This is a genomic window from Streptomyces pimonensis (genome assembly GCF_041380215.1).
In the GTDB taxonomy this organism is placed as follows: domain Bacteria; phylum Actinomycetota; class Actinomycetes; order Streptomycetales; family Streptomycetaceae; genus Streptomyces; species Streptomyces pimonensis.
Window position 1 is genome coordinate 1 of the sequence record NZ_JAHWZY010000055.1, and the last position, 21,874, is coordinate 21,874.

Here is a 21,874-nt window from a genome sequence, read left to right on the forward strand (position 1 = left end):
GGGGGGGGGCGCCGGGGGGGGGGCCCCCCCGGGGCGGGGGGCGGCCGCCCGCTCACCGGCCTGTGCCGGATTGCTCGTCGTCGGACGCGAGGTGTCGGCGCTCTGTCAGCGCTCCTCGTCGGGAGCGGTCGCCGGAGGGGCGGTCAGCCGCTCCGTCTCGTCCTGTATCTCAGCGGCGATCTTTTTGAGTTCCGGCTCGAACTTGCGGCCGTGGTGGGCGCAGAAGAGCAGTTCTCCGCCGCTCAGCAGGACGACGCGCAGGTATGCCTGGGCGCCGCAGCGGTCGCAGCGATCGGCGGCCGTCAGCGGGCTCGCGGGGGTCAGAACAGTAGTCACGTCGCCTCTTCTCTAGCTCGACGAGCTGTCGTACCAGGGTCAACATCCAACCAGCCCCAAAACGTTCCCGCTCGTGGCTTTTCCTCGAAAAAACTTTCCGAGGTGGGTGGCTGTTGCCGGTTGGCGGCGAATGTGCCGTAGTGCGTGTCTTATGTGTCGTACGGATTCGCGTTCGTATCGGTGGTCGGCCCTCCCGGCTGGCTTGCCGGTCGTTCATGAGGACGTGCCCGGAGCCTAAATGGTTCATGCCTCGAAGGGAACGTGATGTGTGCTTCACTCCATCGAGGGATCGAACAAGTATGCGACCCTCGACTAGGGTGGGTTGCGAGCGAGGGTGGCGTTACAACGGCTCTACCAGGCCTCGGTACCCTCTCACCGGTGACTGAAGCCGCGCCCCTACCCATCAGGGCCGCATCTGAAATTCAGCGAGGAGCGAACCGCGTGACCGCCGATACGTCCGTGCCGTCCACAGCGCTGCTGGCAGGAGCAGACCGGGACGGTTCCAACTACACCGCGCGGCACCTGCTCGTCCTCGAGGGGCTCGAGGCCGTGCGGAAGCGCCCCGGAATGTACATCGGGTCGACCGACAGCCGCGGTCTGATGCACTGCCTCTGGGAGATCATCGACAACTCCGTGGACGAAGCCCTCGGAGGCCACTGCGATCACATCGAGGTGATCCTCCACGACGACGGCTCGGTGGAGGTCCGGGACAACGGCCGGGGTATCCCGGTCGACGTCGAGCCCAAGACCGGCCTCTCCGGAGTCGAGGTCGTCATGACCAAGCTGCACGCCGGCGGCAAGTTCGGGGGCGGCTCGTACGCCGCCTCCGGCGGTCTGCACGGCGTCGGCGCCTCCGTCGTCAACGCGCTGTCCGCGCGGCTGGACGTCGAGGTGGACCGCGGCGGGCACACCCATGCGATCAGCTTCCGGCGCGGTGTCCCCGGCGCCTTCGCCGCCATGGGGCCGGACGCGAAGTTCGAGGCCGGGAGCGGACTGCGCAAGGCCAAGAAGATCCCGAAGGCCCGCAGCGGCACGCGCGTGCGCTACTGGGCCGACCGCCAGATCTTCCTCAAGGACGCCAAGCTCTCCCTGGACACGCTGCACCAGCGCGCCCGCCAGACCGCTTTCCTGGTCCCCGGCCTGACCATCGTCGTCCGCGACGAGTACGGGCTCGGTGACGGCGGCAGCAAGGGCGAGGAGTCGTTCCGCTTCGACGGCGGCATCAGCGAGTTCTGCGAGTTCCTGGCCTCCGACCGGCCCGTCTGCGACACCCTCCGCCTCACCGGGCAGGGCACCTTCAAGGAGACCGTCCCGGTCCTCGACGAGTACGGCCAGATGACGCCCACCGAGGTCACCCGCGAGCTCGGCGTCGACGTCGCGATGCGCTGGGGGACCGGCTACGACACCACGCTCAGGTCGTTCGTCAACATCATCGCCACCCCCAAGGGCGGCACCCATGTCGCCGGCTTCGAACAGGCCGTCGCCAAGACGATGAACGAGGTGCTGCGCGCCAAGAAGATGCTGCGCGTCGCCGAGGACGACATCGTCAAGGACGACGCCCTCGAAGGCCTCACCGCGGTGGTCACGGTCCGCCTGGCCGAGCCGCAGTTCGAGGGCCAGACCAAGGAGGTCCTCGGCACCTCGGCGGCCCGCCGCATCGTGAACAACGTGGTCTCCAAGGAACTCAAGGCGTTCCTGACCTCCACCAAGCGTGACGCCGCCCAGCAGGCCCGTGTCGTCATGGAGAAGGCGGTCGCCGCGGCCCGGACCCGTATCGCGGCCCGTCAGCACAAGGACGCGCAGCGCCGCAAGACGGCCCTGGAGACCTCCTCGCTGCCCGCCAAGCTCGCCGACTGCCGCAGCGACGACGTCGACCGCAGCGAGCTGTTCATCGTCGAGGGGGACTCCGCGCTCGGCACGGCCAAACTCGCCCGGAACTCCGAGTTCCAGGCACTCCTGCCGATCCGCGGCAAGATCCTCAACGTCCAGAAGTCGTCCGTGACGGACATGCTGAAGAACGCCGAGTGCGGCGCGATCATCCAGGTCATAGGAGCGGGGTCGGGGCGGACCTTCGACATCGACACGGCCCGTTACGGCAAGATCATCATGATGACCGACGCCGATGTAGACGGCTCCCACATCCGCACCCTGCTGCTGACCCTGTTCCACCGCTACATGCGGCCCATGGTCGAGGCCGGCCGGGTGTTCGCCGCGGTGCCGCCACTGCACCGCGTCGAGCTGATCCAGCCCAGGAAGGGCCAGGACAAGTACGTCTACACGTACTCGGACCGGGAACTGCGCGACAAGCTGATGGAGTTCCAGAGCAAGAACATCCGCTACAAGGACTCGATCCAGCGCTACAAGGGCCTCGGCGAGATGGACGCCGACCAGCTGGCCGAGACCACCATGGACCCGCGCCACCGCACCCTGCGCAGGATCAACCTCACCGACCTGGAGGCCGCCGAGCAGGTCTTCGACCTCCTCATGGGCAACGACGTCGCCCCGCGTAAGGAGTTCATCTCCAGCTCCGCGGCGACCCTGGACCGCTCGCGCATCGACGCCTAGCGGACGTGCGGGACGCGTGCACGGCCCAGTCACCTGATGGGGTGAAGCGGAACGGGAAGAAGAGTCGGGGATCTTCCCGTTCTGTCCATCCTTGGGCATGCAGCGAAGCAACTCGGGGGACGCGAGGTACGACGATCCCTGGTACGACGCCCTGGCCTCGGGCTGGGGCGAGTCGGCCGGTCCGGCGGAGACGGCGCCGTCGGTCTGCCGAGCGGACGGGGCCGACGTCTACCTCGAAGTACAGCGCAGTGCGGCCTTCCAGGAGGTGCGCGGCCGCTACCGGCGGTTCGTGGGGCCGGCGGTCGCCGCCTTCCTCACCTGGTACGTGGGGTACGTCGTGACCGCGACGACCGCGCCGGGACTGATGGCACGGCCCGTCGCGGGCGCCGTGAACCTGGGCATGCTCGCCGGGCTCGGCCAGTTCCTGACCACCTTCCTGCTCACCTGGGCCTATGTCCGCCACGCGCGGCTGCGCCGGGACCGGGCGGCGCTGGAACTGCGCTGGGACGCCCAGGAACTGGCGCGCGGGAGAGGCGGCGCGGCATGACGGGCGACCACCGGCTGCCGGCGCTGCTGCTGTTCGGCGCGTTCGTCGCGGTGACCCTGGCCATCACGACCTGGGTGAGCCGCCGGCAGGGCTCCGCGGAGGAGTTCTACGCGGGCGGCCGGCTCTTCTCCCCGATGGAGAACGGTTTCGCCCTCGCGGGCGACTACATGTCGGCCGCCTCCTTCCTCGGCATCTCCGGCCTCATCGCGCTCGTCGGCTACGACGGGATGCTCTACTCGGTGGGCTTCCTGGTGGCCTGGCTGGTGGTCCTGTTCCTGGTCGCGGAGCTGGTGCGCAACTGCGGGCGCTTCACGCTCGCCGACGTGGTCGCCGCGCGCATGCGGGAGCGGCCGGTGCGGATCGCGGCGGGAACCTCGTCGGTCACCGTGTCCGTCCTGTATCTGGTGGCGCAGATGGTGGGCGCGGGCAGCCTGGTCGCGCTGCTGCTCGGCGGCACGGGCGAGGCGGCCCGGGCCTGGACCGTCGTCGGCGTCGGCGCGCTCATGGTGATCTACGTGTCGCTGGGAGGGATGCGGGCCACCACCTGGATCCAGATCGTCAAGGCGGTCCTGCTGCTCGGCGGCACCGTCGCGCTGACCGTCCTCGTCCTGCTGCGGTTCCACGGCGACCTCAACCGGCTGCTCCTCACCGCCGCCGAACGCAGCGGTCACGGTGAGGCGTTCCTGGCGCCCGGCCTCGCCTACGGCGCGGACTGGACCGCGCGGTTCGACTTCATCAGTCTGGGTCTCGCGCTGGTGCTCGGCACGGCGGGACTGCCGCACATCCTGTCCCGCTTCTACACCGTCCCCACCGCGCGGGCGGCACGGCGGTCGGTCGTCTGGGCGATCGGCCTCATCGGCGGCTTCTACCTGATGACGATCGTGCTCGGCTTCGGCGCCGCCGCCCTCGTCGGACCGGACGCCGTGCGCGCCTCGAGCGCGTCCGGGAACACGGCGGTGCCGCTGCTGGCGCTCGACCTGGGCGGCGGCGCCGGCTCCACGGGGGGTACGGTCCTGTTCGCGATCGTCGCCGCGGTCGCCTTCGCCACGATCCTCGCCGTGGTCGCCGGGATCACGCTCGCCTCCTCGGCGTCCGTCGCGCACGACCTGTACGCCTCCCTGCGGCGCAGGCGCGGGAAGCCGCGCAGCGAGGTGGCGGTGGCCAGGCTCGCAGCGGTCGGCGTCGGTCTGCTCGCGATCGGCCTCGGTCTGCTGGCCCGCGACCTCAACGTCGCGTTCCTGGTGGGCCTCGCCTTCGCCGTGGCCGCGTCCGCGAACCTGCCGGTGCTGCTGTACTCGCTGTTCTGGCGCGGCTTCACTACTCGCGGTGCAGTGTGGGCCGTGTACGGAGGTCTGGTCCCGGCCGTGGTGCTGGTGCTGCTGTCCCCCGTGGTGTCGGGCAGCCCCGCGTCCCTCTTCCCGGGTGCCGACTTCCAGCTCTTCCCACTGCAGAACCCCGGTCTGGTCTCCGTCCCGCTGGGCTTCCTCGCGGGCTGGCTCGGCACGCTCATCTCCCCCGAGGTTCCCGACGAGGCCAAGCACGCGGAGACCGAGGTGCGCTCACTGACCGGCGCGGGAGCGGTGTAGGGCGCCCGGCGGAGACGGACGGCGCCGCCATCCGTGGGGAGGAGGGGCACCGTTCCCTCCCCCCCGGCCCTCACGGACCGTGTCCTCAGATGCGGGTCGCCCACGCATAACGGTGTTCCGGACGGCCCGCGTCGCCGTACTTCAGGGTCAGCGTCGCCCGTCCGGTGCGCTCCAGGAGCTTCAGGTAGCGCTGGGCGGTCTGGCGGCTCACCCCCGTGCGTTCGGCGATCTCCTGGGCCGACAGCGGGCCGTCGGCGTTCATCAGCGACTGCCGTACGAGTTCCGCGGTGGTGGGGGAGTGCCCCTTGGGCAGCTGGGGCTCGGACGGCGCCGACAGCGCGCCGAAGATGCGGTCCACCTCCGCCTGCTCCGCCTCGCCACCGCCGTCGAGGGTGCGGCGCAGCTCCGCGTACGCCTCCAGCTTGGCGCGCAGCCCGACGAAGGCGAACGGCTTGACCAGGTACTGCAGGGCGCCCTGCCGCATCGCCGCCTGCACCGTGGACACGTCACGGGCCGCCGTCACCATGATCACGTCGGCCTGGTGCCCGCGCCGGCGCATCTCCCGCACCACCTCGAGCCCCGTCCCGTCGGGCAGATAGTGGTCCAGGAGGACGAGATCCAGCCGGGTCAGCGCCTCCAGCCGGCCGAGCGCCTCGGCCGCGCTGTGGGCCTGACCGGCGACACGGAAGCCGGGCACCTTCTCGATGTACGCGGCGTTGACCCGCGCGACCCGGACGTCGTCGTCCACGACCAGAACCTCGATCACCGCGACTCCTCCTTCTCGGTCCCCGGGACAGAGGCCCCGGTGAGCGCGGGCTGCGCGCCGGGCTCGGCCAGGGCCTCGGGCAGCACGACGGTGAACTCCGCGCCCCCGCCGTCCGCTTCCCCCACGCTCGCGCCGCCTCCCTGCCGTTCGGCGAGCCGGCGCACCAGCGGCAGCCCGATGCCCCGCTCGCGGTGGGCCGGCGGCTCCTTGGTGGACCAGCCCTCGGTGAAGATCAACTCGCAGTGCTCCGGCGGAACCCCGGGCCCGGTGTCGCGCACCACCAGCACCGCCGTACGCCCCTCCGCGCGCAGTTCGACCTCCACGCGCGCGTGCGGCGTACCGGCGACGGCGTCCAGGGCGTTGTCCACCAGATTGCCGACGACGGTGACGAGCCCTCGGGGGTCGATCAGCCGGTCCGGCAGCCGGGTCCCGTCCGTCACCCACAGCGTCACCCCGCGCTCGGCCGCGACCGTCGCCTTGCCCACCAGCAGCGCGGCGAGCAGCGGGTCCCGGATCTTCTCGGTGACCTGCTCCGACGTGGCCCGGTGATCGCCGACGACCTCGCCGACGAACTCCACCGCGTCGTCGTACATCTCGAGCTCCAGCAGCCCCAGCAGGGTGTGCATGCGGTTGGCGTGCTCGTGGTCCTGGGCACGCAGCGCGTCGATGAGCCCGCGCGTGGAGTCCAGCTCCCGGCCGAGCCGGTCCAGCTCCGTGCGGTCGCGCAGGGTGGCCACGGCGCCGCCGTCGTCCGTCGGCATCCGGTTGGCGACCAGGACCCGTCGGCCGCGCACGGTGAGCAGATCGGTACCGGTCACCCGTCCGGCCAGCACATCGGCGGTGCGTCCCGTGCCGAGCGCCAGGTCGGGGGAGCGGCCGACGGCCTCCTCGCCGATCCCCAGCAGGCGCTGCGCCTCGTCGTTCAGCAGGCGGATACGGCCGGTGCGGTCCAGGGCGACGACGCCCTCCCGGATGCCGTGCAGCATCGCCTCACGCTCCGCGAGCAGCGCCGCGATGTCCGAGAAGGCCAGGTCGCGGGTCTGCCGCTGCACCCGCCGGGAGATCATCCAGGCCGCGAGCGCGCCCACGGCCAGGGCGCCGCCGGCGTACGCGAACAGTCCCGGGACGGCGTGGATCAACCGGGCCCGGACGCTGTCGTAGGCGATGCCGACCGAGACCGCCCCGACGATCCCGCCGTCGTCGTCCCGCAGCGGGACCTTGCCCCGAGCGGAGCGCCCCAGGGTGCCCTCGTCGATCTCCATGACGTCGTGTCCGGCCAGTGCCTCACCGGGGTCGGTCGACACCAGCCCGCCGATCCGCTCCGGATCGGTGTGCGACCAGCGCACGCCCCGCCGGTCCAGCACCACGACGTACTCGGCGCCGGTGGCCTTCCGGATCCGTTCGGCCTCCCGCTGCACCGGCCCGTCCGGGGACGGTGTCGTCCCGCGCAGGCCCCGTGCCAGCTGCGGCTGCTGGGCGGTGGTCTGCGCGATCGCGAGCGCGCGGCGCATCGCCTGGTCGTCCAGCTGGTCGCCGAGCGGTGCGAGGAACAGTCCGGTGGCCAGTACCGCGACTCCCGCGGCGATCGCCAGCTGCATCAGCAGGACCTGCGAGAACACCCGCCGCGGCAGGCCGAGGTGCAGGCGGCGTGCGGAGGGAGTGGAGCTCATGCCCATGACGGTACGTGGCTGGGCGCGGGGTGCCGCAGGGGTGTGGCGGGGATCTCCCGGGCCCGTGGAAGGGGCGATCAGCCGGCCAGCGCCGCCAGGGTCACCTCGCGGACGCCCACGACGTCCATCCGCGCGGGCGAGCCGAGCGCCGATCCGCAGCTCTCCGGACGGGGCGGCAGGGACGCGCCCTGGGCGACCTCCACCAGCCACCGGCGTCCGTCCGTGTGGGCGACGGTCACTTCCCAGCGGGGCGCCGCGCCGTCCGTCCGCACGACGCGCAGGACCTGTGCGTCGCGCTCGTCCACCGCGCGCCGGACGGCCAGCTCGGCCGCCTGACCGGGTCGCTCCCAGGCGGAACACCCCCGGCACCCCTCGACGACGATCCGGCCCTTCTCGACGCCGTGCAGCACTTCCTTGACGGTGTGCGCCTCGGCCCGCCCGTACGCGTAGCCGTACGGCAGACAGAGGAGCGTGGGGGAGAAGCGGTGGCCGCCCAGGTGAGTGACCTCCCAGACCCCCTCGACCCCGGAGGCGGCGAGTTCGGCCGCCAGGGGCCGTCCGAGGAGGGCGCAGCAGCGGTCGCGCTTGCCGTTGGTGCAGACGAGGGCGAGGGGGCCGCCCTCGTGGGGCCTTCCGCCGAGCGCGGTCGCGAAGGACCCCGGCTCGCCCCTGCCGAGCGCGGCGAAGTCGAGGTCGAGCAGGCGTTCGGGGTCCGAGGTGGTGGCGGCGTGCAGCCACACGTCTCCGGGAACGGTGTGGGCGACGTACACCCGGCGCGTGGCGGGCGTCCGGCGGTCCGCGTGCCGCCCGGGACGCCGTACGAGCGCGATCCGCACCCCGCTGCCCTGGGCGGCGGCCTCCAGGGCACGGCCCAGGGCGGGATCCAGATGGCTGGAGGTGAGTGCCTTGGCCCCCCAGGGGCCGGGCTGCTCCAGCAGCAGCCAGGTCCGCGCGGTGGCCGCGGTTCCCGCGACCGGCTCGTCGAGCCGACGGGAGAGGTTCGAGCATGTGCTACTCACAAAGGCGAGCCTAACCTGACTTGTCCGAGGGTGCCGTATCGGCCGTCGTTGTCGGGGGTGTGCGCCGAGTGGTGACGACTGCCCTGTAGGGGAGGCTGATCGTCGGTCCTTCGGTTACCCGTTGCTCCTGCGGAGGATTCCTCGGAGTCGAAGTGGTCTCACGCCTTCGGGTGGTGGGAACGCCGTACGCGCCGCGTCCGTCGGGGGCGACCCGGGGCGGCCGCCTGCGAGCCTCTCCCGGCGGGGCGGTGCGCCTCTGCGCGGTGACGGGAACCTCGAAGAGGTCCAGGACTTCGGCCGGCCCGGGATCGTCGATCGCCTTGCTCGGCAGCCCCGGTGCCCGGCCCTGCTGCATGGTCAGGCCGGTCCGCTGCTGCGTGAACGCGTGGTGTCCCAGACCCTCGTTGACGCTGTCCGGGGTGCGCCGCTGCGCCGCCGCGGCGGCACAGGCGCCTGCCGCCTCGCCCGGGCAGACCGCGGCCGCGGAGCGGAGCCCCCGCATCTCCCCGCCCTGTGTGACCATGCCAAGTACCCCCGGGCCAGGCCGCCGTCCGCCGGTCGTCGGGCTTGCGGGCTGCGGGCCGACGGCAGGAAACCGGCGGGCGGCGCTCACCGCCTTCCGGGGTGCCGAGGCCCTGATCGGCGGGAAGGCGGCCAGACGGCGCGCAGAGGGAAGCGAGGGCCGCGCGAACCGGCACCTCGCCCGACGTCTGCCCTGCGGGTGTCGCCGACCATCGTTCGCTTCGCCGTGGTTCCTGTCGCTCGTATCCTGGTGCGTCAGTCGTTCTTCGGTGTGCACGCCGTGGGTGAGCCGGCGTGCGCGGAGGTGGGAGAGGGGTCACGTGTCGGAGCGGAGCAACGGGCGGCAGATTCCGGTGGTCGTCCTGGCCGGATTCCTCGGCTCGGGGAAGACCACCCTGCTCAACCACCTCCTCCACCGCAGCGGCGGAAGCCGCATCGGCGCCGTCGTGAACGACTTCGGGGCCATCGAGATCGACGCGATGGCCGTCGCCGGGGCGCTCGGGGACTCGACCGTGTCACTGGGCAACGGCTGCCTGTGCTGCGCCGTGGACGGCAGCGAACTCGACGTGTACCTCGAGCGGCTCGCCCGTCCCTGCGCGGGGATCGACGTCATCGTCATCGAGGCCAGCGGTCTCGCCGAACCGCAGGAGCTCGTGCGGATGGTGCTCGCCAGCGAGCATCCGGGGATCGTGTACGGCGGGCTCGTCGAGGTCGTGGACGCCGCCGAGTTCGACGACACCCGGTCCAGGCACCCGGAGATCGACCGGCACCTCGGCCTCGCGGATCTCGTGGTCGTCAACAAGGTGGACCGGGTCACGGACGCCGCGCGCGTACTGGACCTGGTCCGGTCCCTCGTCGACCGCGCGGCCGTGGTGCCCGCCACATACGGCCGCGTCGACCCCGAGCTCCTCTTCGACTGCAGGCCGAGCGAGGAGCGCGTCGGGCAGCTGTCGTTCGACGACCTGCGTCACGAGGACCACTCCGGGCACCTGCACGCCGCGTACGACAGCGTCTCCTTCGTGTCCGGGCGTCCGCTGGACCCGCGGCGGCTGATCCGGTTCCTGGACAGCCGGCCCGAAGGGCTCTACCGGATCAAGGGATACGTCGACTTCGGGCCGTACGACGTCGGCAACCGGTACGCCGTGCACGCCGTGGGGCGGTTCCTGCGGTTCTACCCCGAGCCCTGGCCCGCCGGTGAGGAGCGGCTCACACAGCTCGTCCTCATCGGATCGGGCATCGACGCCACCGCCCTCGGCGGGGAGCTGGAGGCGTGCGGGAGCGACGGCGCCCCCTACACCGACGACCACGGCATGTGGGGCGTCCTCCGCTATGTGCAGGGGGCGGCGGAGGATCCGGCAGCCTAGACCGGTCCCGCCACCACCGACACCGTCTTCGGCAGGGGCACGCCCGAACCGTCACGGCGCGGGTCGGGCTCCGGGAGATCCACCGCGGTGCCGTTCTTCTGCGCGGCCCTGGCCGGGAGCGGACCCGCCCAGGCCAGGGCCAGGCAGTCCTCGCCCTTCAGGAACCGCTGGCAGCGCACGCCGCCGGTGGCCCGGCCCTTGCGCGGGTACTGGTCGAACGGGGTCAGTTTGGCCGTCGTCTGGACCGAGTCGTCCAGCGTGCCGCGCGAGCCCGCGATCGTGAACACCACCGCGTCCGCGGCCGGATCGACCGCCGTGAAGGAGATGACCTTGGCCCCCTCGGCGAGCTTGATGCCCGTCATACCGCCCGCGGGGCGGCCCTGCGGCCGGACCTGTGCGGCCGGGTAGCGCAGGAGCTGCGCGTCGTCGCTGATGAAGACCAGGTCCTCCTCGCCCGTGCGCAGTTCGACCGCGCCGACGATCCGGTCGCCCTCCTTGAGCGTGATGACCTCCAGTTCCTCCTTGCTGGAGGGGTAGTCGGGCACCACGCGCTTGACGACACCCTGTTCCGTGCCGAGCGCCAGGCCCGGCGACGACTCGTCCAGCGTGGTCAGGCACACCACCTGCTCGTCGTCCTCCAGGGACACGAACTCGGCCAGGGGCGCCCCGCCCGAGAGGCTCGGCACCGGCATCGCCTCCGGGAGCTGCGGCAGGTCGATCACGTTCAGCCGGAGCAGACGGCCGGAGGAGGTGACGGCGCCGATCTCGCCGCGGGCCGTCGCCGGCACCGCCGAGACGATCACGTCGTGCTTGACCCGCTTGGCGCCACTGGCGAGCGGCCTGTCGTCCGCCGTACGGGCGAGCAGGCCCGTGGAGGACAGCAGCACGCGGCACGGGTCGTCCGCCACCTGCAGCGGGACGGCGGCGGCCGGGGCGCCGGCCGAATCCAGCAGCAGCGTACGGCGGTCGTTGCCGAACTTCTTGGCGACCGCGGCCAGTTCGGCGGAGACCAGCTTGCGCAGCTCCGTGTCCGAGTCCAGGATCCGGGTCAGTTCCTCGATCTCCGCGTTCAGCCGGTCCTGCTCGGCCTCCAGCTCGATCCGGTCGTACTTGGTGAGGCGGCGCAGCGGCGTGTCCAGGATGTACTGGGTCTGGATGTCGCTGAGGGAGAACCGCTCCATCAGGCGCTGCTTGGCCTGCGCGGAGTTCTCGCTGGAGCGGATGAGGCGGATGACCTCGTCGATGTCCACCAGCGCCGTGAGCAGGCCCTCGACCAGGTGGAGGCGGTCGCGCCGCTTGCTGCGGCGGAACTCCGAACGCCGGCGTACGACGTTGAAGCGGTGGTCGAGGTAGACCTCCAGGAGTTCCTTGAGGCCCAGGGTGAGCGGCTGGCCGTCCACCAGCGCCACGTTGTTGATGCCGAAGGACTCCTCCATCGGCGTCAGCTTGTACAGCTGCTCCAGGACCGCCTCCGGCACGAAACCGTTCTTGATCTCGATGACCAGACGCAGCCCGTGCTCGCGGTCGGTGAGGTCCTTGACGTCGGCGATGCCCTGGAGCTTCTTCGCCCCGACCAGGTCCTTGATCTTGCCGATCACCTTCTCCGGACCGACCGTGAAGGGCAGCTCGGTGACGACGAGGCCCTTGCGGCGGGCCGTCACCTCCTCCACGGTGACCGTCGCGCGGATCTTGAACGTGCCGCGGCCCTTCTCGTAGGCGTCCCGGACGCCGGACAGGCCGACGATCCGGCCGCCGGTGGGCAGGTCGGGGCCCGGGACGTGCTTCATCAGGGCGTCGAGGTCGGCGTTCGGGTACCTGATCAGGTGCCGCGCGGCTGCGACGACCTCGCGCAGGTTGTGCGGCGGCATGTTGGTGGCCATACCGACGGCGATGCCCGACGCGCCGTTCACCAGGAGGTTCGGGAAGGCGGCGGGCAGCGCCACCGGCTCCTGTTCCTGACCGTCGTAGTTGGGCGCGAAGTCGACCGTGTCCTCGTCGATGGACTCGGTCATCAGGCTGGTGGCCTCGGCCATCCGGCACTCGGTGTACCGCATGGCGGCGGGCGGGTCGTCGTTGCCCAGCGAACCGAAGTTGCCGTGGCCGTCGACCAGGGGGACGCGCATCGAGAACGGCTGGGCCATGCGGACCAGGGCGTCGTAGATCGACGCGTCGCCGTGGGGGTGCAGCTTGCCCATGACCTCGCCGACGACGCGGGCGCACTTCACGTAGCCGCGCTCGGGCCGCAGGCCCATCTCGTTCATCTGGTAGACGATGCGGCGGTGCACCGGTTTGAGGCCGTCGCGCGCGTCCGGCAGGGCGCGGGAGTAGATGACCGAGTACGCGTACTCGAGGAAGGAGCCCTGCATCTCGTCGACGACGTCGATGTCGAGGATCCGCTCCTCGTACGAGTCGTCGGGCGGCGGGGTCTTCGTGCTGCGGCGGGCCATCGCTGCCGGCTCCTTGCTGAAGCGTGGGACGGGATCTGATGCGGACCATTGTGGACCGTCGCACTGACAGGCGGGACCAGGGCCCGGTCGTGGGTGTCTCCGGGGAGGGCAGGGTACGCGGCGTGTGCGGGCCGCTTCCGCGCGGGGTTCCTGGTGATCGGGACGCACCGGACCGGGGCGGGTTTCGCCCGTCCGCGCCTGCGGGGCGCCCCCGGAGGGGTGCCCCGGTTCACACGTGAGGCGGGGCGGCCGGGCGCCCGGTGCGGGGCCCGGCCGGGGGTCCGTCGCGCGGCCCGGCGCTTGCGGGGTGCCGTCGCGCCCACCCGTGCCGCCCCAGCAGCGGGACCGTTCGCGGGTACGGAGGCGGGAGCGTTCGCGGGTACGGAGGTGCGACCGGCCGGGGTGGCGGCGGGGCGGCTGTCCGCGGTGGCGACGGGTACGACTGCCCGGGTCGCGGCGGCCCCGCATTCTCGCTCTCGGCGTAGCTCGCCCCCGACGGGAACTTCGTCGGGGCCTCGCGCGCTTGCATACAGTGGCAGGACCGGCAGAAACGGCGGGTTCGACGACCGCCTCCGCGATCGAAGGGACGTACATGCCCATGGGTCACACGGCCACAGCCCAGGCAGGCTCCGGCGGCCTGACAGCGACCGAGCACCGCCTGGCCAACGGCCTGCGGGTGGTGCTCTCCGAGGACCACCTGACCCCGGTCGCCGCAGTGTGCCTCTGGTACGACGTGGGTTCGCGTCACGAAGTCAAGGGACGCACCGGCCTGGCTCACCTCTTCGAGCACCTGATGTTCCAGGGCTCCGCCCAGGTGAAGGGCAACGGTCACTTCGAGCTGGTCCAGGGCGCCGGCGGCTCCCTCAACGGCACCACCAGCTTCGAGCGCACCAACTACTTCGAGACCATGCCCGCCCACCAGCTGGAACTCGCCCTCTGGCTGGAGGCCGACCGCATGGGCTCCCTGCTGACCGCCCTGGACGAGGAGTCCATGGAGAACCAGCGGGACGTCGTCAAGAACGAGCGCCGCCAGCGCTACGACAACGTCCCCTACGGCACGGCCTTCGAGAAGCTGACCGCCCTCGCCTACCCGGAGGGCCACCCGTACCACCACACGCCCATCGGCTCGATGGCGGACCTGGACGCGGCCACCCTGGAGGACGCGCGCCAGTTCTTCCGTACGTACTACGCGCCGAACAACGCCGTGCTCTCCGTCGTCGGCGACATCGACCCGGAGCAGACGCTCGCCTGGATCGAGAAGTACTTCGGCTCCATCCCGTCCCACGACGGCGAGCCCGCCCCGCGCGACGGCTCGCTGCCCGAGGTCATGGGCGGGCAGCTGCGCGAGATCGTGGAGGAGGAGGTCCCCGCGCGTGCGCTGATGGCCGCCTACCGGCTGCCCGAGGACGGCACGCGTGCGTGTGACGCCGCCGACCTGGCGCTCACCGTCCTCGGCGGCGGCGAGTCCTCGCGGTTCTACAACCGGCTGGTACGGCGCGACCGCACGGCCGTGGCCGCCGGCTTCGGCCTGCTGCGGCTGGCCGGGGCGCCCTCCCTGGGCTGGCTGGACGTGAAGACGTCCGGCGACGTGGAGGTGCCGGTCATCGAGGCCGCCATCGACGAGGAGCTCGCCCGGTTCGCCGAGGAGGGTCCCACGGCGGAGGAGATGGAGCGCGCGCAGGCCCAGCTGGAGCGCGAGTGGCTCGACCGGCTCGGCACGGTCGCCGGCCGCGCCGACGAACTGTGCCGGTACGCGGTCCTGTTCGGCGACCCGCAGCTCGCCCTGACCGCCGTGCAGCGCGTCCTGGAGGTGACGGCGGAGGAGGTGAAGGAGGTCGCCAAGGCCCGCCTGCGCCCCGACAACCGCGCGGTGCTCGTCTACGAGCCGGTCGCCCCGGAGGGCGAGGACACCGAGGAAGCCGCCGCAGTTGCCGGCGCCGACGAGAACGAGGAGACGGCGAAGTGACCGAGCTCGCCACGATGGACTTCCACCCGCGGCCGCAGGCGGGCGACGCCAAGCCCTGGGCCTTCCCGGCCCCCGAGCGGGGCACGCTCGACAACGGCCTGACCGTGCTGCGCTGCCACCGTCCCGGCCAGCAGGTCGTCGCCGTCGAGGTGCTCCTCGACGCGCCCCTGGAGGCCGAGCCGGACGGTCTCGACGGTGTCGCCACGATCATGGCGCGGGCCTTCTCCGAGGGCACCGACAAGCACTCCGCCGAGGAGTTCGCCGCCGAGCTGGAGCGCTGCGGCGCCACCCTGGACGCGCACGCGGACCACCCCGGCGTCCGCCTCAGCCTGGAGGTGCCGGCCTCCCGGCTCACCAAGGGCCTCGGGCTGCTCGCCGACGCGCTCAGGGCGCCCGCGTTCGCCGACAGCGAGGTCGAGCGGCTGGTCCGCAACCGCCTCGACGAGATCCCGCACGAGCTGGCCAGCCCCTCCCGCCGCGCCGCCAAGGAGCTCTCCAAGGAGCTGTTCCCGGCGAGTTCGCGCATGTCGCGCCCCCGCCAGGGAACCGAGGAGACGGTCACCGGCATCGACTCCGCGGCCGTGCGCACCTTCTACGAGAAGCACGTCCGCCCCGCCACGGCCACCGCCGTGGTCGTCGGCGACCTCACCGGCATCGACCTGGACGCGCTGCTCGGCGGCACCCTGGGCGCCTGGGCCGGCTCCCCGGCCCAGCCGCGGCCCGTCCCACCGGTGGTCGCGGACGACACCGGCCGCGTCGTGATCGTGGACCGCCCCGGCGCCGTCCAGACGCAGCTGCTGATCGGCCGCATCGGGCCCGACCGGCACGACCGCGTGTGGCCCGCGCAGGTGCTCGGCACGTACTGCCTGGGCGGCACCCTCACGTCCCGCCTGGACCGCGTGCTGCGTGAGGAGAAGGGATACACCTACGGCGTACGGTCGTTCGGGCAGGTCCTCAGGTCCGCCCCGGACGGTGCCGGCGCGGCGATGCTGGCGATCAGCGGCTCCGTCGACACCCCGAACACCGGACCCGCCCTCGACGACCTGTGGACGGTGCTGCGCACGCTCGCCGCGGAAGGGCTCACCGACGACGAACGCGATGTCGCCGTGCAGAACCTCGTGGGTGTGGCGCCGCTCAAGTACGAGACCGCCGCGGCCGTCGCGAGCACCCTGGCCGACCAGGTCGAGCAGTACCTGCCCGACCACTACCAGGCGGACCTGTACCGGCAGTTGGCCGCGACCGGCACCGTGGAGGCCACCGCGGCCGTCGTGAACGCCTTCCCGGTGGACCGCCTGGTGACGGTCCTCGTCGGCGACGCGGCGCAGATCAAGGCGCCGGTGGAGGCCCTCGGGATCGGCGAAGTCACCGTCGTGACCGCCGAGTAGCGAGCCGCCACGGCGCACACGCTCGGGGCCCTGGTGGCAGGAGAGCCACCAGGGCCCTCGTATGCCCGAATTGGGGCGGAGGTTGCCTGTCTGCCCTGTGGGATGCGCTACAAAAACCCGGATCCGTTTGAGGATCGGGAGGCGTCCCGCATAGCTTCGTCCGGGCTGTTCGTCGGTCAGTGCGCCGCACCCGCGGCACCGGACAGCCATCGCCGAGTCCCCGTACGGCGCGAGCCAGGGGAGCCGGGGACCCACATACGTCCCTGGGGTGAATCGGACGCCCGCGCGTGTCGCGAGGGGGCCCGTAGGAGACCTTCCTGCTCCGAACCCGTCAGCTAACCCGGTAGGCGAGAGGGAAGGAAAGGACCAGCCTGTACATGGCGTTCACCCGCGCCCCGGGCAAGCACCGTCGTCCCAGCAGGATGCAGCGCGGCACCGCCCGCGCGGCGGGCGTCGCGGCGCTCACCACCACCGGCGTCGTCGGCTCCCTCGCGGCTCCCGCACTCGCCGCCGAGCCCGCTGCCGCGCAGACCGGCCTCACGCCCGTCGTCACCCTGGGCGACGCGGTCGCCGAGCGGATAGAGGCCCAGGCGGCCGCCCAGCACGAGGCCGCCCGGGAGGCGGCCGAGGCCGCCGCGCGGAAGGCCGCCGAGGAGACGGCGCGCGAGAAGGCCGCCGAGGAGGCCGCCGCGAAGGCCCGCGCGGAGAAGGAGCGCGCCGCGCGGGAGGCCGAGCGCGAGCGCCTCAGCACCTTCGTCTCCCCGATCCCCGGCTCGTACGTCTCGACCAGCTACCGGGCCGGCAGCTCGCTGTGGTCCTCCGGCAGCCACACCGGTGTCGACTTCCACGCCGCGAGCGGCACCCCCGTCCAGTCGGTCGGCATCGGCACCGTCGTCGAGGCCGGCTGGGGCGGCTCGTACGGCAACCAGGTCGTCATCAGGATGAACGACGGCACGTACACCCAGTACGCCCACCTGTCGTCCATCGGCGTCTCGGTGGGCCAGCAGGTCGCCGCCGGGCAGCGGATCGGCCTCTCCGGCGCCACCGGCAACGTCACGGGCGCGCACCTGCACTTCGAGGCCCGTACGACGGCCGAGTACGGCTCCGACCTCGATCCCGTCGCCTACCTCCGCGCGCACGGCGTCAGCCTCTGACCCGAGGACTTCCCGGTGCCCCGGCTCCCCGAGCCGGGGCACCGGTGTTTCCGGTCGGCGCTCGTCCGAAAAACGCGCATGGATTCCGGTCCGCCGTCGTGAATTCCCGCTGATTGGAATAGAGTCACGGAACACACGTCAATCGTCGACGTTTCACGGGGATTAAGCGGAGGTCGGTCATGCGTATTCCCGCGCACTCGGTGTGCACGGCGATCCGGGACGACATCGTCGCGGGTGTCCACGAGCGCGGCGGCCGGCTCACCGAGGAAGTCCTCGCCCGCCGTTACGGTGTCTCCCGCGTCCCCGTCCGGGAGGCGCTGCGCACGCTGGAGGCCGAGGGGTTCGTGGTGACCCGGCGGCACGCGGGCGCGTGCGTCGCGGAACCCACCGAGCAGGAGGCCGCCGACCTGCTGGAGATGCGCATGCTGCTGGAGCCGCTCGGCGCCTCCCGCGCGGCCCAGCGCCGCACCGAGGCCCATCTGAAGGTGCTGCGCGGCCTGGTCCGGCTGGGGCAGGAACGCGCCCGTCAGGGCCACAGCGACGATCTGCGCTCCTTGAGCGGCTGGTTCCACGAGACGCTCGCCCAGGCCACCGGCAGCCCGGCGCTGACCTCGGCGCTGACCCAGCTGCGGCACAAGATCGCCTGGATGTACGCCGCCGAGGGTCCGTCCGATCCGGTCGGGTACTGGGCGGAGCACGGCGCGATCGTGGACGCCGTGGCGCGCGGCGACGGCGACCGCGCGCGGTCCGTCACGGCGCTGCACACCGAGCGCGCGAGCGCCGGGCACCGCCTGCGTTTCGCCTCCGGCGCCGGCCGCGCGGACCGGGTGAGGAACTCGCAACATGCCGTAAACATGACGGGTCTCCGGCATTAACACGGCTGCCGTATACAAAGAGGGAGTAATTCCGGGGGTTATTCGTGCTGCTTGGAAAAGGGAAAGCGAAAGGCCCGTCCGGTGGTCCGGGCGGGCCTTTCGGTGAGACGGACGGGCGTCCGTCGAGGAGACGACTCCCGTGGTCGTGAATGCTCAGACGGTCTCGGGGAGCTCCTCGAGGCCCTCGGAGACCAGCTTCGCCAGACGGTCCAGGGCGGCGTCGGCGCCCTCGGCGTCGGAAGCGAGGACGACCTCCTCGCCGCCCTGGGCGCCCAGGGCCAGGACGGCCAGCATGGAGGCCGCGTTGACCGGGTCGCCCCCGGCCTTGGCGATCGTCACCGGGACGCCTGCGGCCGTGGCGGCTCGGACGAAGATGGAGGCGGGGCGGGCGTGGAGACCCTCGGCCCAGCCGACGTTGACGCGGCGCTCAGCCATGTGTTGCTGCCCTTCACTGTTCAGGGTTGTCTAGACCAGTTTCCCACATCGTGAAGCATGCCCGGGGGCGGCGTCCGCTCCCGGTGGCGGCCGGACCGCGGCCTCGGTCCGGCTGTCGTCCACCACAGACTGCCTCGCGCCGTCGCCGTACGCGAGCCGTACTCTGGGCCCATGCAGACCTCGTCGGACCGGTACGAGTACCCCGCCCACTGGGAAGCCGACGTGGTGCTGCGCGACGGCGGCACCGCGCGCATCCGCCCCATCACCGTCGATGACGCCGAGCGCCTGGTCAGCTTCTACGAGCAGGTGTCGGACGAGTCGAAGTACTACCGCTTCTTCGCGCCCTACCCTCGTCTGTCCGCCAAGGACGTCCACCGCTTCACGCACCACGACTTCGTGGACCGGGTGGGACTCGCGGCCACCGTCGGCGGCGAGTTCATCGCCACCGTACGCTACGACCGGATCGGCGCCGACGGCACGCCCGCCTCCTCCCGCCCGTCGCCCGCCGCCACCGCTGCCGCAGGGCGCTCCACGCCCGCCCCTCCCGTCCCCGACGAGGCCGAGGTCGCCTTCCTCGTGCAGGACGCCCACCAGGGCCGGGGCGTCGCCTCCGCCCTCCTCGAACACATCGGCGCCGTCGCGCGGGAGCGCGGCATCCGCCGGTTCGCGGCCGAGGTGCTGCCCGCCAACAGCAAGATGATCAAGGTGTTCACCGACGCCGGGTACACCCAGAAGCGCAGCTTCGAGGACGGGGTCGTCCGCCTGGAGTTCGACCTCGAGCCCACCGACCGCTCCATGGCCGTGCAGCACGCACGCGAACAGCGTGCCGAGGCGCGCTCGGTGCAGCGGCTGCTCGCCCCCGGCTCGGTGGCCGTCGTCGGCGCCGGCCGCACGCCCGGCGGGGTGGGCCGCAGCATCCTCGACAACCTCAGGGACACCGGGTTCAGCGGCCGGCTGTACGCCGTGAACAAGGCGCTGGGGGAGGGGGAGGAGGAGCTCGGCTCGGTGGCCGCGTTCCGCTCGGTGCGGGACATCGACGGGCCCGTCGACCTCGCGGTCGTCGCGGTGCCCGCCGAGCACGTCCCCGAGGCCGTCGCCGAGTGCGGCGAGCACGGCGTGCAGGGGCTCGTCGTGGTCTCCGCCGGCTACGCCGAGTCCGGCCCCGACGGACGTGAACGCCAGCGCGCCCTGGTACGGCAGGCGCGCTCGTACGGGATGCGGATCATCGGCCCGAACGCCTTCGGCGTCATCAACACCTCGCCGGCCGTACGGCTGAACGCCTCGCTCGCCCCTCAGATGCCGCGCCCGGGCCGGATCGGGCTGTTCGCCCAGTCCGGCGCCATCGGCGTCGCCCTGCTGTCCCGCCTGCACCGGCGCGGCGGCGGCGTCACCGGCGTCACCGGCGTGTCCGCCTTCGTGTCGTCCGGCAACCGGGCCGACGTCTCAGGCAACGACCTCCTGCAGTACTGGTACGAGGACCCCGACACCGACGTCGTCCTGATGTACCTGGAGTCCATCGGCAACCCGCGCAAGTTCACCCGTCTCGCCCGCCGGACCGCGGCGGCGAAGCCGCTGGTCGTGGTCCAGGGCGCACGCCACGGAGCGGGACCCCGGGGGCACGCCGTACGGGCGACCAGGCTGCCCCACGCGACGGTGTCCGCGCTGCTGCGGCAGGCCGGGGTGGTCCGGGTGGACACCATCACCGAGCTGGTCGACACGGGCCTGCTGCTCGCCCGCCAGCCCCTGCCGGCCGGCCCCCGGGTGGCGATCCTCGGCAACTCCGAGTCCCTGGGCCTGCTCACCTACGACGCCTGCCTCGCCGAGGGGCTGCGCCCGCACCGCCCGCTGGACCTCACCACCGCCGCCTCGGCGGCGGACTTCCACGCGGCGCTCTCCCAGGCACTGGCCGACGACACGAGCGACGCGGTCGTCGTGACGGCGATCCCGGCGGTGGGGGAGGGCCCGGTCGGCGACGCGGACCTGGCGCGGGCCCTGCGCTCGGCCGCGGCCGCGACCCCGTCCAAGCCCGTCCTGGTGGTCCACGTGGAACTCGGCGGCCTCGCGCAGGCCCTGTCGGCCGCGACGAGCACGGCACCCCCGTCGGCGACCGGCGCCGCGCCGCAGACGGTGACGGGCACGGCGCGGCAGGCGGCGAACGCCGCACCGCGACACGGGGAAGGCACCGGCACACGGCCGGGGGCGGGCACGGCGTCCCGGCCGTCCGGCGCCATGCAGCCCCCGGCCGCCGCGGGCGTCCCGCCGTCCGCCGGCAGCGGTGCGCCGATCCGTGCGGGTGTGTCGGACCGCACCCGCACGGCCGTCGACGGCGGCCCGCCGGCTCCCGCCGTACCTCCCGAGGACGCCCACCTCATCCCCGCCTACCCCGCTTCCGAGCGTGCGGTCCGGGCGCTCGCCCACGCCGTCGCGTACGCACAGTGGCGGCGGGACGCCGCCGAGCCCGGGAAGGTGCCCGAGCACGAGGACATCGACGAGCGGGGCGCGGCGGCGCTCATCGGCGGGCTGCTCTCGCGCGGACAGGGCCTGACCCTCGGCGCCGCCGAGACCTGCGACCTGCTCGGCGCCTACGGCGTCCGCGTCCACCGCGCCCTCCCCGCCCCGGACCCCGACACCGCCGCCGATGCCGCGCGCACCCTCGGCTACCCCGTGGCACTCAAGGCGACCGCCCCCCACCTGAGGCACCGCGCCGACCTGGGCGGTGTCCGCCTGGACCTGGCCGACGAGGAACAACTGCGCCGGTCGTACGCCGAGCTGACGGAGCTGTTCGGCGACCCGGCGGAGCTGCGCCCCGTGGTGCAGCGGATGGCCCCGCGCGGTGTCGACACCGTCGTGCGCGCGGTCATCGACCCCGCCGCCGGGGCCGTCCTGTCCTTCGGGCTCGCCGGACCCCCCTCACAGCTGCTCGGGGACATGGCGCACCGGCTGATCCCGGTCACCGACCGGGACGCGACCTCGCTGGTGCGATCGATCCGCACCGCCCCGCTCCTGTTCGGCTGGCGCGGCTCGGCGCCGGTCGACACCCCCGTGCTGGAGGAGCTGATGCTGAGGGTGTCGCGGCTGGTCCACGACCATCCGGAGGTCGTCGCGGTCACCCTGGAACCGGTGGTCGTCGCCCCGCACGGCGTGAGCGTCCTCGACGCCTCCGTGCGCCTCGCCCCGCCGCCCGCCCGCGACGACCTCGGCCCGCGGACCCTGCCCGCGTACTGACCGGCGGCGGGG

Annotated in this window: 15 protein-coding genes and 1 riboswitch; of the genes, 9 read left to right on the top strand and 6 right to left on the bottom strand. The window is 72.6% G+C overall.

Annotation, left to right across the window (positions count from 1 at the left end; genetic code table 11):
• Window positions 1–105 precede the first annotated feature (105 nt).
• On the bottom strand, window positions 106–336 hold the full coding sequence (locus tag KYY02_RS31350) for a DUF7455 domain-containing protein (protein WP_159536152.1): 231 nt from the start codon (window positions 334–336) through the stop codon (window positions 106–108).
• 441 nt (window positions 337–777) lie between these two features.
• On the opposite strand from KYY02_RS31350, the gene KYY02_RS31355 reads away from it, so the two are divergent.
• The 3 genes from KYY02_RS31355 to KYY02_RS31365 all read left to right on the top strand — a co-directional run bounded on the left by KYY02_RS31355 (window position 778) and on the right by KYY02_RS31365 (window position 5,034).
• Entirely contained in the window at window positions 778–2,901 is a 2,124-nt protein-coding gene (locus tag KYY02_RS31355) for a DNA gyrase/topoisomerase IV subunit B (RefSeq protein WP_371243961.1), read from the top strand.
• A gap of 97 nt (window positions 2,902–2,998) precedes the next feature.
• Window positions 2,999–3,448, top strand: coding sequence for a DUF485 domain-containing protein (locus KYY02_RS31360; RefSeq protein ID WP_371243963.1), 450 nt, complete (start codon window positions 2,999–3,001; stop codon window positions 3,446–3,448).
• Window positions 3,445–5,034 carry a monocarboxylic acid transporter gene (locus KYY02_RS31365; RefSeq protein WP_371243965.1) on the top strand — a complete coding sequence of 530 codons (1,590 nt, stop codon included), beginning with the start codon at window positions 3,445–3,447 and terminating at the stop codon, window positions 5,032–5,034. The genes KYY02_RS31360 and KYY02_RS31365 overlap by 4 nt, the downstream gene beginning before the upstream one ends.
• An 85-nt stretch (window positions 5,035–5,119) precedes the next feature.
• Here KYY02_RS31365 and KYY02_RS31370 read toward each other — a convergent pair whose 3' ends face one another.
• The 3 genes from KYY02_RS31370 to KYY02_RS31380 all read right to left on the bottom strand — a co-directional run bounded on the left by KYY02_RS31370 (window position 5,120) and on the right by KYY02_RS31380 (window position 8,489).
• The gene (locus KYY02_RS31370; RefSeq protein WP_371243967.1) at window positions 5,120–5,800 is read right to left on the bottom strand and encodes a response regulator; all 681 of its coding nucleotides are present in this window, start codon (window positions 5,798–5,800) and stop codon (window positions 5,120–5,122) included.
• Entirely contained in the window at window positions 5,797–7,470 is a 1,674-nt protein-coding gene (locus tag KYY02_RS31375; RefSeq protein WP_371243969.1) for an ATP-binding protein, read from the bottom strand. Before KYY02_RS31375 ends, KYY02_RS31370 begins: the two co-directional genes overlap by 4 nt.
• 77 nt (window positions 7,471–7,547) lie before the next feature.
• Window positions 7,548–8,489, bottom strand: a complete 942-nt coding sequence (locus KYY02_RS31380; protein WP_371243971.1) for a ferredoxin family protein — start codon at window positions 8,487–8,489, stop codon at window positions 7,548–7,550.
• Window positions 8,490–9,331: 842 nt separating this feature from the next.
• Here KYY02_RS31380 and KYY02_RS31385 point away from each other — a divergent pair.
• On the top strand, window positions 9,332–10,375 hold the full coding sequence (locus tag KYY02_RS31385; RefSeq protein ID WP_371243973.1) for a CobW family GTP-binding protein: 1,044 nt from the start codon (window positions 9,332–9,334) through the stop codon (window positions 10,373–10,375).
• Here KYY02_RS31385 and KYY02_RS31390 read toward each other — a convergent pair.
• Window positions 10,372–12,822 (bottom strand): DNA gyrase/topoisomerase IV subunit A, encoded by a 2,451-nt coding sequence (locus KYY02_RS31390; RefSeq protein ID WP_371243976.1) that lies wholly within the window; start codon window positions 12,820–12,822, stop codon window positions 10,372–10,374. The two genes, KYY02_RS31385 and KYY02_RS31390, sit on opposite strands and share 4 nt — an antisense overlap.
• Window positions 12,823–13,414: 592 nt before the next feature.
• Between KYY02_RS31390 and KYY02_RS31395 the strand changes: the two genes are divergently transcribed.
• From KYY02_RS31395 to KYY02_RS31410, 4 genes are all read left to right on the top strand, one after another.
• The gene (locus tag KYY02_RS31395; RefSeq protein ID WP_371243979.1) at window positions 13,415–14,788 is read left to right on the top strand and encodes a M16 family metallopeptidase; all 1,374 of its coding nucleotides are present in this window, start codon (window positions 13,415–13,417) and stop codon (window positions 14,786–14,788) included.
• Window positions 14,785–16,173, top strand: a complete 1,389-nt coding sequence (locus KYY02_RS31400; RefSeq protein ID WP_371243981.1) for a M16 family metallopeptidase — start codon at window positions 14,785–14,787, stop codon at window positions 16,171–16,173. Before KYY02_RS31395 ends, KYY02_RS31400 begins: the two co-directional genes overlap by 4 nt.
• A gap of 200 nt (window positions 16,174–16,373) precedes the next feature.
• Window positions 16,374–16,538: riboswitch (cyclic di-AMP (ydaO/yuaA leader) on the top strand.
• Window positions 16,539–16,550: 12 nt separating this feature from the next.
• Complete coding sequence (locus tag KYY02_RS31405) at window positions 16,551–17,327, top strand: M23 family metallopeptidase (RefSeq protein ID WP_371243983.1); 777 nt, start codon at window positions 16,551–16,553, stop codon at window positions 17,325–17,327.
• 179 nt (window positions 17,328–17,506) lie between these two features.
• Complete coding sequence (locus KYY02_RS31410; RefSeq protein WP_371243985.1) at window positions 17,507–18,202, top strand: GntR family transcriptional regulator; 696 nt, start codon at window positions 17,507–17,509, stop codon at window positions 18,200–18,202.
• A gap of 153 nt (window positions 18,203–18,355) precedes the next feature.
• Here KYY02_RS31410 and KYY02_RS31415 read toward each other — a convergent pair whose 3' ends face one another.
• Complete coding sequence (locus KYY02_RS31415; RefSeq protein WP_371243987.1) at window positions 18,356–18,637, bottom strand: HPr family phosphocarrier protein; 282 nt, start codon at window positions 18,635–18,637, stop codon at window positions 18,356–18,358.
• 171 nt (window positions 18,638–18,808) lie between these two features.
• On the opposite strand from KYY02_RS31415, the gene KYY02_RS31420 reads away from it, so the two are divergent.
• Entirely contained in the window at window positions 18,809–21,862 is a 3,054-nt protein-coding gene (locus tag KYY02_RS31420; RefSeq protein ID WP_371243989.1) for a bifunctional acetate--CoA ligase family protein/GNAT family N-acetyltransferase, read from the top strand.
• Window positions 21,863–21,874: the final 12 nt, after the last annotated feature.

Excerpts from the sequence above, each read along its gene's own strand:
- KYY02_RS31390 (WP_371243976.1), bottom strand. The coding sequence starts at position 12,822 with ATGGCCCGCCGCAGCACGAAGACCCCGCCGCCCGACGACTCGTACGAG.
- KYY02_RS31360 (WP_371243963.1), top strand. The coding sequence starts at position 2,999 with ATGCAGCGAAGCAACTCGGGGGACGCGAGGTACGACGATCCCTGGTAC.
- KYY02_RS31375 (WP_371243969.1), bottom strand. The coding sequence starts at position 7,470 with ATGAGCTCCACTCCCTCCGCACGCCGCCTGCACCTCGGCCTGCCGCGG.
- KYY02_RS31365 (WP_371243965.1), top strand. The coding sequence starts at position 3,445 with ATGACGGGCGACCACCGGCTGCCGGCGCTGCTGCTGTTCGGCGCGTTC.
- KYY02_RS31415 (WP_371243987.1), bottom strand. The coding sequence starts at position 18,637 with ATGGCTGAGCGCCGCGTCAACGTCGGCTGGGCCGAGGGTCTCCACGCC.
- KYY02_RS31420 (WP_371243989.1), top strand. The coding sequence starts at position 18,809 with ATGCAGACCTCGTCGGACCGGTACGAGTACCCCGCCCACTGGGAAGCC.
- KYY02_RS31395 (WP_371243979.1), top strand. The coding sequence starts at position 13,415 with ATGCCCATGGGTCACACGGCCACAGCCCAGGCAGGCTCCGGCGGCCTG.
- KYY02_RS31405 (WP_371243983.1), top strand. The coding sequence starts at position 16,551 with ATGGCGTTCACCCGCGCCCCGGGCAAGCACCGTCGTCCCAGCAGGATG.
- KYY02_RS31410 (WP_371243985.1), top strand. The coding sequence starts at position 17,507 with ATGCGTATTCCCGCGCACTCGGTGTGCACGGCGATCCGGGACGACATC.